Origin of the sequence: Pseudomonas defluvii, from assembly GCF_001695625.1 — a bacterium.
GTDB classification, from domain to species: Bacteria; Pseudomonadota; Gammaproteobacteria; order Pseudomonadales; family Pseudomonadaceae; genus Aquipseudomonas; species Aquipseudomonas defluvii.
Map to the genome: position 1 here is coordinate 1 of NZ_MBPN01000134.1, position 10,981 is coordinate 10,981.

The following is a 10,981-nucleotide window of genomic DNA, read 5'->3' on the forward strand; positions in this document are numbered from 1 at the left end:
GCCTATGCGGTGCCACGACTGCTGGCGCGCAATGGCCTGAGCCTGCAGGACTTCGACTACTACGAAATCCATGAGGCGTTTGCCGCGCAGGTGTTATGCACGCTCAAGGCCTGGGAAGACCCTGTTTACTGCCGCGACCGTCTTGGCCTCAAGGCGCCGCTGGGCCGCGTCGACCGCAGCAAGCTCAACGTCAAGGGCAGTTCGTTGGCGGCTGGGCATCCGTTTGCCGCGACCGGCGGGCGCATCCTGGCCAATATGGCCAAGCTGTTGGCACATGCCGGCAAAGGCCGCGGGCTGATTTCTATCTGTGCCGCCGGCGGCCAGGGCGTGACGGCGATTATTGAGCGCTGAGGGCGGCACCGCTGTCGACGCGAGTTGTACGGTTGGCGTACTGCTCGGCCATGACTGAGCAGACGATCAATTGCAGCGGGTGGTAGATCATGATCGGCAGCAGGATCAGCCCAAGCCCGGGGTGAGCGCCGAAGATCAGTGCAGCCATGGGCGCGCCGGCGGCCAGGGACTTCTTGCTGGCGCAGAACACTGCGGCGATTTCGTCCGCCGGGCTGAAGTTCAAGGCGCGGGCACTTCGAGTTGTCAGCCATAGCACCAGCGCCAGCAACAGTGCACTGCCGAGCAGGGCCATAGCGATCACTGCGGTGCCCTGTTGTTGCCACATTCCCGAGACCATCGAGTTGCAGAACGCGGCATAGACCAGCAGCAGGATCACCAGTTTGTCCAGCACGGCGGTGTAGCGCTTGTAACGGGCGAAGAGGTGTCCGAGCCAGGGCCGTAGCAGTTGCCCAAGCAGCAGCGGCAGCAGGAGCATGGCGCACAGGTCGAGCAAGGTTGAGCCAAGGTCAATGCCGTCACTGCCGCTGCCAACCACCAGGCTGACCAACCAAGGGGTAATGAAGATACCCAGCACGCTGGACAGGCTGGCGTTGAGAATGGCAGCGGGTACGTTGCCCTTGGCGCTACCGGTGAGCGCCACCGAGGACGAGATGGTTGAGGGCAGGGCGCACAGGTAGAGGAAACCCAGCATCAGCAAGGCCGGTACCTGGGTACCCAGTAATGTCTTGCCGACCAGCCAGAGCAGGGGAAAGGCCACGAAGGTAAAGCCTTGCACCATCAGGTGCAGGCGCCAGTTTTTCAGGCCGTGACGAATCTGTTCGCTGGACAGGTTGACCCCGTGCAGGAAAAACACCAGGAACACGCCGATATTGGTCACGTACTCGGCGTGCAGAGCACCACCGCTGCTTCCAAAACGTGGGAACAGCCAGGCGAGCAGGGTGGCGATGAACATGCCGCAGAGGAACCAGTCGGTTACCACGCGCTTGAGGTGTTTGAACGCTTGCATGGGGAGGCCTGTGGGTATTTTGTAATTGGCGATGACAGAGGCTAACCTGCGAGGTCTCTACCGTCTTGCGATACCAGGTCAATCGATGCCGCGTAACGGACAACCTTCAGGCCCTCGCCCGATTCCCACGCTGGAGCGCCTGCCCCGGCCGCTGTATGCGCGAGCCGAAAGTCTCAGCGCCGGGTCCTGGACCTCGCGCCATCAACATGATTGGGTGCAGTTCTCCTATGCGATCAGCGGTGTGCTTGGGGTCTATACCGCTGAAGGCAGTTACTTTGCACCGCCACAGTGGGGCATCTGGATTCCTGCGGGGGTCGAGCATGAAGTGGTGACGTCGATGCGTGCCGAGATGCGCAGTGTGTATGTGCGACGTGAGGATGCGCAGTGGGCGCCGGACGGCTGTCGGGTGCTGGCCGTCACGCCGCTGGCCCGTGAGTTGATCAAGCAGTTTTGCCAGTTGCCGGTGGAGTACCCCGAAGGCAACAGCCCCGAGGCGCGCCTGGTGCAGGTATTGCTTGACCAGTTGCAGGGCCTGGCAGAGGTGGGCTTTTCCTTGCCGTTGCCACAGCATCCGCGCTTACGTGAGTTGTGCGATAGCCTGCTGGAGCAGCCAACACAGTCGGACAGTCTTGGCCAGTGGGCGGAGCAGTTGAACATGTCGGAGAAAACCCTGACTCGCCTGTTCCAGCGCGAGACCGGTTTGAGCTTTCGAGGCTGGCGCCAGCGGATGCGCCTACTGTCCTCGCTCAGCGTGCTTGAACAGGGCGCAGGGGTAACGGAGGCTGCGCTGGGGTGTGGTTATGACTCAACCTCTGCCTACATCGCAGCGTTCAAGCGCTTGTTTGGTTTTACCCCGGGGAGCCTGGGCCTGTAGCCGGCCCCCCAAGGCAGGGCATCAGGTACGGAAACGGCGCACCAGCGAATCCAGTTCGTTGGACAACCCGGCCAGGCTTTCGGAGTCATGCCGCGCTGCGCTAGCCAGTTCGGCCACCAGTTGCGCGTCACCATGGATCTGGCTGATGTGCCGGTTGATGTCCTCGGCGACCTGGTGCTGCTCTTCGGCTGCAGTGGCGATTTGGGTGTTCATGTCACGAATGACGTCCACCGACTCGCGGATCTGCCCGAAGCTGGTGCGTGCCATGCCAATACGGCTGACCGATTGTTGCGACACTTCCAGGCTGGCGTGCATTTGTTGCGCAACCTGGCTGGTGCGTTGCGCCAGATTCCCCAGCAAGCCATCGATTTCGGCTGTGGAGTCGGCTGTGCGTTTGGCCAGGGCACGGACTTCGTCGGCCACCACGGCGAACCCTCGACCCTGCTCACCGGCGCGTGCGGCCTCAATGGCGGCGTTGAGCGCCAGCAGGTTGGTCTGTTCGGCGATGGAGCGGATGGTGCCAAGAATCGACTGGATGTCGTTGCTGTCGCGCTCCAGTTGTTGCATCGATTGCGCGGACTGCTCGATTTCCTGGCTCAGGCGATCAACGCTCTGAACGGCGGCGTCGATCTGCTGCTGGCCTTCCCGGGCCTGCTGTTGGCCGCTGTCGGCCGATTCGGCGGCCTGGCTGCAGGAGCGCGCGACTTCGTTGGCGGTGGCAACCATTTCATGGAACGCCGTGGACACCATATCCACCGCTTCACGCTGGCGCCCGGCGGCTTCGACCATGTCGCCGGAGACGCGGGTCGAGTTGCTGGAGGTGGCGAGGATCTTTCCGGCAGCCTGGCCGATATGCTGGATGAGGCTGCGGATGGCCGCGAGGAACTGGTTGAACCAGTTGGCCAGTTGAGCGGTTTCGTCACGACCCCGGACTTCGAGGTTGCGGGTCAGGTCACCTTCGCCCTGGGCAATGCCCTCCAGGCCCAGGCTGACGCTGTTGATCGGGCGTACGATCAAGCGCGCGAAGGTCGCCCCGACTACGGCGAAGACGGCGGCCAGCACCAAGGCAATGGCCGCGATCAACCAGGTCAGTTGCGTGGCCGCGCCCATGACTTCGTCCTGACGGACCAGGCCGATAAAGCTCCAGCCCAGTTGTTCGGAGGGCCAGACGTTGGCCATGTAGCGCACGCCATCAAGCTCGACTTCTACCAGTCCTTTCTCGACCTTGGCCAGTTGCGCATAGCCTTCGCCCAGAGAGCCCAGCATCTTGAAGTTGTGCTCGGGCTGATGTGGGTCGACCAGCACGTTGCCGTTGCGTTCAAGCAGCATCAGGTAGCCGCTTTCACCCAGCTTGATCTGCTTGACCAACTCGGTCAGCTGTTTGATCGAAACATCGACGCTGACCACTCCACCGGGCGAACCCAATGAGTTCGACACGGTGCGTACGGTGCTGAGCAGTACCGCGTCATCAGGTGCCCAGTAGTAAGCAGCAGTGCGCAGTGTTTTGCCTGGGTTAGCCATCGCGGTCTGGTACCAGGGGCGTTGGCGCGGATCATAGTTGGCCAGTTTCGGATCATCTGGCCAGGAGGCGTAACCGCCGTCTTTGACGCCGTAGGAAACATAGGCGTAAGCGGGATGACTGGCGGCCATGCGAGTGAAGAAGTCGACCAGGCGCTTGTCCTGTTCGCCTTGGGCGATACTGGCTGCATCGGCACTGATGTACTGTTTCAATCCCGCGCCGGTGTCAGTGAACAGAGGCTGTGCGGCCATGTAGTCGATGTTCTGGCTGATGCCTTCAAAAAACAGCTGCATGGCATTGGCGACTTGGCGAATCTCGCGGTTGCTGCCGTCGATGAAGGATTCACGAGCGTCCGTGCGCAGGTTCAACACCACCAGCGTGGCGACCACTAGAATGGGCAGGCTGGCAATGACGGCAAAGGCCCAGGTCAATTTCTGTTTGATGTTCATCCGCGCTCCGAATCATTCTTATAAACACATGAACCCTCTAAAGAGTGGATCGGCAGGGTGCAGAGGAAATAAAGTGTCGTAGAAGAAAAACCCCGTGTTTATTGGCAAAACAGCCGAATCTGACTTTTTGCCGGCGTTTTACTCATAAAAAGAATGGCGGGTCGCGCGGTTTGCCGTTACAAACCCCTATACGCCTCACAAGGAGCCAGAATCAAAGCTGATGAAGACGCCAAAACGGATTGAACCGCTCGTGGAAGACGGGTTGGTCGACGAAGTGTTGCGCCCCCTGATGAGTGGCAAGGAGGCAGCGGTCTACGTGGTACGCTGCGGTCAGCACCTGCGCTGCGCCAAGGTCTACAAAGAGGCTAACAAGCGCAGTTTCCGTCAGGCCGCCGAGTACCAGGAAGGTCGTAAAGTACGCAATAGCCGCCAGGCACGTGCCATGGCCAAGGGCTCGAAGTATGGACGCAAGGAGGCTGAAGAGGCCTGGCAGAACGCCGAAGTAGCCGCGCTGTTCCGCTTGGCGAACGCAGGTGTTCGGGTTCCCAAGCCCTATGACTTTCTCGACGGTGTCCTGCTGATGGAGTTGGTCGCCGACGAACATGGCGACGCCGCGCCGCGCCTCAATGATGTGGAGCTTGAGCCCGAGCAGGCCTTGGAATACCACGCATTTGTCATTCGCCAGATCGTGTTGATGCTCTGCGCCGGGTTGGTGCATGGCGATCTGTCGGAGTTCAACGTGCTGCTGGGGCCAGAGGGGCCGGTGATTATCGACCTGCCGCAGGCGGTGGATGCCGCGGGCAACAACCATGCGTTCAGCATGCTTGAGCGCGATGTCGGCAACATGGCCAGCTACTTTGGGCGCTTTGCGCCCGAGCTCAAGGCAACCCGATACGCCAAGGAAATGTGGGCGCTGTATCAGGCGGGTGAACTGCTGCCGGACACAGAGCTGAGCGGGCAGTTTGCCGAAACCGAGCACAGTGCCAATGTGGCCGATGTGATGCGTGAAATCGATGCCGCGCGCGCCGACGAAGCCCGTCGTCGCGCAGCCCTTGCACAGGAGGGCGTGGAGGCCGAGCCTACCCCGCCCTGGATGCAGTAATCCAGGGTTAGTGGCAGCAACCGCCGGCAGCCAGGTCCTTGAGGATCGGGCAGTCCGGCCGGTCGTCGCCCTGGCAGTGGGCGACCAGTTCACTCAGGGTGTCACGCAGGCTGACCAGTTCGTCAATACGGCGATTGAGGTCGGCAATGTGTTCATTGGCCAGTGCCTTCACATCGGCACTGGCGCGCTGGCGGTCTTGCCAGAGTGTGAGCAGCCGAGCGACTTCCTCAAGCGAGAAACCCAGGTCGCGTGAGCGCTTGATGAAGGCCAGGCTGTGCAGGTCTTCCGGTTGGTAGAGGCGATAGCCGCTGTCGCTGCGCAGGGCCGGCTTGAGCAGGCCAATCGACTCGTAGTAACGGATCATCTTGGCGCTGAGGCCCGTGTGGCGGGCGGCTTGACCAATGTTCATGGGGCGTCGTCCTGTTGTCGGATCTCGGGTTTCCAGGTTTTAAGCCACAGTGCGTTGCTGACCACACTGACACTGGACAGGGCCATGGCAGCACCCGCCAGCACCGGGTTGAGCAGGCCGAAAGCGGCCAACGGAATCCCGATCATGTTGTAGATAAAGGCCCAGAACAGGTTCTGGCGGATCTTGGCGTAGGTCTTGCGGCTGATCTCCAGGGCCGCTGGCACCAGGCGCGGATCACCGCGCATCAGGGTAATACCGGCGGCCTGCATGGCAACGTCAGTACCTCCGCCCATGGCAATGCCGATGTCCGCCGCCGCCAAGGCAGGAGCGTCGTTGATACCGTCGCCGACCATGGCCACGGTGCCTGAGCGTTTAAGTGCCAGAACGGTGGCGGCTTTGTCTGCCGGCAACACTTCGGCATGCACATCTTCGATGCCCAGCGCCAGGGCCACCACGCGCGCGCTGCCACGGTTGTCGCCGGTTAGCAGGTGGCTGCTGATGCCTTGCTCACTGAGCTGTTGAACCGCTTGCAGTGCGCCAGGCTTGAGGCTGTCACCAAAGGCCAGCAAGCCCAGCACGCGCGCCTGCGGGGCGCGCTCGATCAGCCAGGAAAGGGTACGACCTTCCGCTTCCCATTCCTGTGCAGCCTTGGCCAGATCGCCCGGTTGCAAGCCACTTTCATCAAGCAGCCGGCGGTTACCCAGCGCCAGTTCGCGTCCATCCAGGCTACCGGCGATGCCGCGTCCGGTGAGGGATTGGCTGGCGCTGATGGGCGGCACTTCCAGGTGCTGTTCATCACAGGCGTCGAGAACGGCCTTGGCCAATGGGTGTTCGCTGCCACGCTGCAGCGCACCGGCCAGTTGCAACAACTGCGCCTGATCGCCGACCACCGCCTGGCTGTGGACAATGCGCGGGCTACCGGAGGTCAAGGTACCGGTCTTGTCGAAGACCACGCGATTGACCGCATGGGCACGTTCCAGCGCTTCGGCGTCCTTGATCAGGATGCCGTGACGAGCCGCCACGCCGGTACCGGCCATGATGGCTGTTGGTGTCGCCAGGCCCAGCGCACAGGGGCAGGCGATGACCAGAACCGCGACGGCGTTGAGCAGTGCAGTTTCCATGGGGGCGCCGACCAGCCACCAACCCGCGAGTGTCGCCAGGGCCAGCAGGAGCACCACGGGCACGAATACCTGGCTGACCCGGTCGACCAGTTTCTGGATCGGCGCCTTGGCCGCCTGAGCGTCTTCGACCAAGCGGATGATGCGGGCCAACACGGTTTCGGTGCCCAGCGCCAGGGTACGCACCAGCAAGCGGCCTTCCCCGTTGATCGCGCCGCCGGTTACACGGTCGCCCGGTTGCTTGGGCACGGGCAGGCTCTCGCCACTGATCAAGGCTTCATCGGCATGGCTTTGCCCTTCGATTACCTCGCCATCCACCGGGAAGCGTTCGCCCGGCTTGACCATTACCAGGTCATTCAAGCGCAAGGCGCTGATCGGCACATCGCGCTCCTGGCCATCGATCACCTGCAACGCACGTTCAGGGCGCAGTGCCTCCAGGGCGCGGATGGCGCTGGCCGTCTGGCGTTTGGCGCGGCTCTCCAGGTACTTGCCGAGCAGTACCAAAGCGATCACCACCGCTGAGGCTTCAAAGTACAGGTGGGACATGCTGCCGGAGCTGGTGCGCGCCCACTCATAGAGGCTCAGGCCGTAACCGGCGCTGGTACCCAGCGCGACCAGCAGGTCCATATTGCCTGCCCCGGCCCGCACGGCCTTCCAGGCGGCGACATAGAAGCGTGCCCCCAGGATGAACTGAACCGGCGTGGCCAGGGCGAACTGCAGCCAGGCCGGCAGCATCCAGTGAATACCGAAGGGCTGCAGCAGCATTGGCAGTACCAGCGGCAGGGCCAAGGCAATCGCCAGGCCTACCGCCCAACGCTCCTTGTGCAAGCGGCGCTCGGCGACGTCCTGGTCGGCCTTGCCGGTGAGCGGCAGGGTGGCAGTGTAACCGGCGCGTTCGACTGCGCCAGTCAACAGCGCGGTATCAATCGTGCCGAGAACCTCGACATGGGCGCGCTCGTTGGCCAGGTTGACGCTAACGCGGTGAACCCCGGGCACTTTGGCCAGTGCCCGTTCGACCCGACCGACGCAGGACGCGCAGGTCATCCCGCTGATCTGCAGCTCAAGGCTTTGAGTGGGCACGCTGTAGCCGGCATCCGTGACGGCTTCAAGCAATGCCGGCAGGCTCTGCGGCGGTGCGGTGACGCGTGCCTGCTCAGTGGCAAGGTTGACACTGACCTGTTCGGTGCCAGCGACCTTGCGCAATGCTCGCTCGACGCGACCTGCGCAGCTGGCGCAGGTCATGCCAGCGATTGGCAGGTCGAAGGTGGTAGATTCGGGCATGGGGGCGTTCCTCCTTGGGCGTGCCTCCAGCTTCAACCTTCCCACGCGGGGAAGGTCAATAGCCCAGGCTTGCCTTTTTCAGGTAGAGGCCATTTTGATCCACCGCTATTCGGTACTTATTGATCTGCCCGGCCTGCAGGTTCAATTGGGTGCTGCGTTGATTCTCGATACCCGGCAGGCAGCCGGGGGCTTGTCCTGGTAACAAGCGCATGCGCACTGCTACCGGGCCTGCTGGCAGGTTGAACGAAGTCGATTGTTCCTGGAACAGCCGGCCCGCCAGATGATCGTTGAGGTACAGACCTATCTCGCAGGTCGTCGCCACTTCCAGGCGTTCCCGGGAAATGATCAGCACGCTATAGTCCGAGGGGCCTTCGGCACTGGCCTGGGGGGCGAGGCCGAACATACCCAGCAGGCCGAAAAGGCCCAATGCTGCCCTGCGCATGAGTTGAATCTCCTGAATCATGAATCGTCAGGAGCGCAGCTTGGCCGAGGCGGGCGCCGATTTCCAGCCCGGCAGCAGATCGAGGAACTTGACCTTGCCACGGTGGCAAGCTTGAGACTGCATCAAAACCTGAACGGAGGCACTCCCGATGCATGTATTCAATGTCCAAGGCATGACCTGCGGCCACTGCGTCAAAGCGGTTACCCACGCGGTGCAAAACCAGGATCCGACGGCGGTGGTTGAAGTCGATCTGGGTCAGAAACAGGTGCGTGTGCAAAGCACCCTGACACCTTCGAAAATTATCGAACTGATCCATGAAGAAGGTTATCAGGCCGAGGTGGCCTGATGACCTGAAAGGGCGGACGCAGGTTCGCTCTTTTTTTTACAGCAATGGCCAACAGCTCATCTGTAATGGATCCCGTACGGTTAGACTAGCGAACTTGCTTAGCCTGCTACGGATTTCCGATGAACCTGCGAACCGTTTTGATTCTTGGTGCCTTGAGTGCCTTCGGCCCCCTGGCAATTGATTTCTATTTGCCGGGCTTTCCGGCCATGGCTCAGGCGTTCGCCACCGACGAGAAGCACATTCAGGCGACGTTGGCCGCCTACTTTCTTGGCCTGTCCCTGGGGCAGTTGGCCTACGGGCCGGTGGCCGATCGTTTCGGGCGTCGTATTCCGCTGTTGATCGGCCTTGTGCTGTTTACCGTTGCCTCGCTGGCCTGTGCGTTCGCACCGACACTGGAGGCGCTGATTGTGGCGCGTTTTGTTCAGGCGTTGGGCGGTTGTGCCGGGATGGTCTTATCGCGAGCGATTGTCAGTGATACGTGCGATGCCGTTGGCTCGGCCAAGGTCTTTTCCCAGTTGATGCTGGTCATGGGCCTTGCGCCGATTCTGGCGCCGATGTTCGGTGGGGTTCTGGTCAGTTTGCACGGCTGGCAGTCGATTTTCCTGGTGCTGACGGTGTTCAGTGCCTTATGCACCTTGGCGGTGTTACTGGGTTTGCCGGAGAGCTTGCCCGCGCATCAGCCGCGTCAGCCCTTGTCTGGTGCGTTGCGCCAGTATGGACGCTTGCTCAACGACCGTGTCTTTCTTGGGCATGCCCTGACCGGCGGTGTCGCCATCGCGGGCATGTTTGCCTACATCGCAGGTTCACCGTTCGTGTTCATCAAACTGTACGGTGTGCCTGCCGAGCACTACGGCTGGTTGTTCGGCACCAATGCCGCCGGGTTCATCTTGATGGCGCAAGTGAATGCGCGGTTGTTGGCCAGGCGCGGCCCAGCTGCGCTGTTGTCGCGGGCGGTATGGGTATACGTGACGGCCGGGCTGGTTCTACTGGCGCTCAGCGCCCTGCATCCGGCCGCCTTGTGGCCGTTGTTGATACCGTTGTTCATAGGCATTGCCAGCCTGGGCGCGATTGTGCCGAATGCCTCGGCCTGTGCCATGAATGGTCAGGGCGCGCGGGCTGGGAGTGCTTCGGCATTACTGGGGTGCCTGCAGTTCAGTGTGGCAGCAGGTGCTGCGGCGTTGGTCAGCGTACTGGATGATGGCAGCGCCATACCGATGGCACTGGTGATCAGCCTGTGCGGCGTGATGGCCGTTGTGTTCTCTCAGGTCACACGCTGGCTGATGCTCAGCCGACCCGCTTGAGTGGATGCGGTGCCTGTAGGCGGGCTTGCAGCGTGGTGACGAAGGCGCGTGCTTCGGCTTCGCTGCGAAAGCTCACCACGTGCTGGTCGAGTTGCACTTGCCATGGGCTTCCGGGTTTTGTAGCGACTGCTTTGACAACGATGTTCATCGCACCGACTCCACTAGGCAAGTAACAGGTGAAATCAGTTTAGCGTTGGTGCGCAGGGGGCGGCATGACCTGGGTCATCAGGCTGACTGGCGGTCATGCCTGTAGCTCGGAAACCGTCCAGCACATGCGTGCCTTTGGCCTGGCCTCTTTCCCGCAAGGCATGAGCGCAACGCCGCTCGGTAAGCCATTGCAGTTGTCACAGGGCTCATTCAATGAGTGTTGCGGGCAATTACCGGAGGCACGAGTGTTAGTTTCGTATAGAACGTCACTCCGCCCATCTTACAATTACAGACTATTTATCTGCGGGTTTAATGTACTCACTGCGTAGGCTTTGTTACGTCAGTGAAAGAACATAATTATTAAATAAAACGCTACGAGACATGGTTTTCGTGGCGTGAAGGATAGAGGCTTGAAAAGGCCGCTTATATCAACCAGCATTAATTTTGTTCAAGGTTGAGGGAAGCACAGAGTATTGCCGGCGTAGCCTTGGGTTTAAGTGATTTTTGTTTCCATGCGCAGGCTTATACTGGCGTTGTCATCGTTTAACAGCGTGAGATGTAAAGTGGACCCATCGGTCAAGACAGTTTTTCAGCGAGTTTAAGCTGCGTCGCTTACTGCCACTGCAGCTGGTCGGC

Annotated in this window: 10 protein-coding genes and 2 pseudogenes; 5 read left to right on the forward strand and 7 right to left on the reverse strand. The window is 61.2% G+C overall.

What is annotated here, in order from left to right:
- Positions 1 to 351, forward strand: a pseudogene (locus EKA13_RS23805) (acetyl-CoA C-acetyltransferase); the annotation flags it as partial.
- Here the strand turns inward: EKA13_RS23805 and EKA13_RS23810 are convergent.
- Positions 338 to 1,357: a bile acid:sodium symporter family protein gene (locus EKA13_RS23810; protein ID WP_065761617.1), complete on the reverse strand. Its 1,020-nt coding sequence runs from the start codon at positions 1,355 to 1,357 to the stop codon at positions 338 to 340. The pseudogene EKA13_RS23805 and the gene EKA13_RS23810 overlap by 14 nt on opposite strands.
- 85 nt (positions 1,358 to 1,442) lie before the next feature.
- Here EKA13_RS23810 and EKA13_RS23815 point away from each other — a divergent pair, with 85 nt between their 5' ends.
- The gene (locus EKA13_RS23815; RefSeq protein WP_065761618.1) at positions 1,443 to 2,231 is read left to right on the forward strand and encodes an AraC family transcriptional regulator; all 789 of its coding nucleotides are present in this window, start codon (positions 1,443 to 1,445) and stop codon (positions 2,229 to 2,231) included.
- Positions 2,232 to 2,252: 21 nt separating this feature from the next.
- Here EKA13_RS23815 and EKA13_RS29010 read toward each other — a convergent pair whose 3' ends face one another.
- On the reverse strand, positions 2,253 to 3,020 hold the full coding sequence (locus EKA13_RS29010; protein WP_371918254.1) for a methyl-accepting chemotaxis protein: 768 nt from the start codon (positions 3,018 to 3,020) through the stop codon (positions 2,253 to 2,255).
- A gap of 90 nt (positions 3,021 to 3,110) precedes the next feature.
- Positions 3,111 to 4,199, reverse strand: a pseudogene (locus EKA13_RS29015) (cache domain-containing protein); the annotation flags it as partial.
- A gap of 220 nt (positions 4,200 to 4,419) precedes the next feature.
- Here EKA13_RS29015 and EKA13_RS23825 point away from each other — a divergent pair.
- Entirely contained in the window at positions 4,420 to 5,301 is an 882-nt protein-coding gene (locus EKA13_RS23825; RefSeq protein ID WP_065761620.1) for a PA4780 family RIO1-like protein kinase, read from the forward strand.
- A gap of 7 nt (positions 5,302 to 5,308) precedes the next feature.
- On the opposite strand, the gene cueR is transcribed toward EKA13_RS23825, so the two are convergent.
- The 3 genes from cueR to EKA13_RS23840 are packed head-to-tail and all read right to left on the reverse strand — an operon-like array spanning position 5,309 to position 8,551.
- Positions 5,309 to 5,710, reverse strand: coding sequence for a Cu(I)-responsive transcriptional regulator (gene cueR, locus EKA13_RS23830; protein ID WP_065761621.1), 402 nt, complete (start codon positions 5,708 to 5,710; stop codon positions 5,309 to 5,311).
- Complete coding sequence (locus EKA13_RS23835; protein ID WP_065761622.1) at positions 5,707 to 8,109, reverse strand: heavy metal translocating P-type ATPase; 2,403 nt, start codon at positions 8,107 to 8,109, stop codon at positions 5,707 to 5,709. The genes cueR and EKA13_RS23835 overlap by 4 nt, the downstream gene beginning before the upstream one ends.
- Before the next feature lie 55 nt (positions 8,110 to 8,164).
- Positions 8,165 to 8,551 carry a hypothetical protein gene (locus tag EKA13_RS23840; protein WP_065761623.1) on the reverse strand — a complete coding sequence of 129 codons (387 nt, stop codon included), beginning with the start codon at positions 8,549 to 8,551 and terminating at the stop codon, positions 8,165 to 8,167.
- A 148-nt stretch (positions 8,552 to 8,699) separates the two neighbouring features.
- Between EKA13_RS23840 and EKA13_RS23845 the strand changes: the two genes are divergently transcribed.
- Together EKA13_RS23845 and EKA13_RS23850 are read left to right on the forward strand one after the other, a co-directional pair.
- Positions 8,700 to 8,897: a heavy-metal-associated domain-containing protein gene (locus EKA13_RS23845; protein WP_065761624.1), complete on the forward strand. Its 198-nt coding sequence runs from the start codon at positions 8,700 to 8,702 to the stop codon at positions 8,895 to 8,897.
- A 119-nt stretch (positions 8,898 to 9,016) separates the two neighbouring features.
- Positions 9,017 to 10,198 (forward strand): multidrug effflux MFS transporter, encoded by a 1,182-nt coding sequence (locus tag EKA13_RS23850; RefSeq protein WP_065761625.1) that lies wholly within the window; start codon positions 9,017 to 9,019, stop codon positions 10,196 to 10,198.
- On the opposite strand, the gene EKA13_RS27925 is transcribed toward EKA13_RS23850, so the two are convergent.
- Positions 10,182 to 10,346, reverse strand: coding sequence for a hypothetical protein (locus tag EKA13_RS27925; protein ID WP_176717476.1), 165 nt, complete (start codon positions 10,344 to 10,346; stop codon positions 10,182 to 10,184). The two genes, EKA13_RS23850 and EKA13_RS27925, sit on opposite strands and share 17 nt — an antisense overlap.
- Between the last annotated feature and the right edge of the window lie 635 nt (positions 10,347 to 10,981).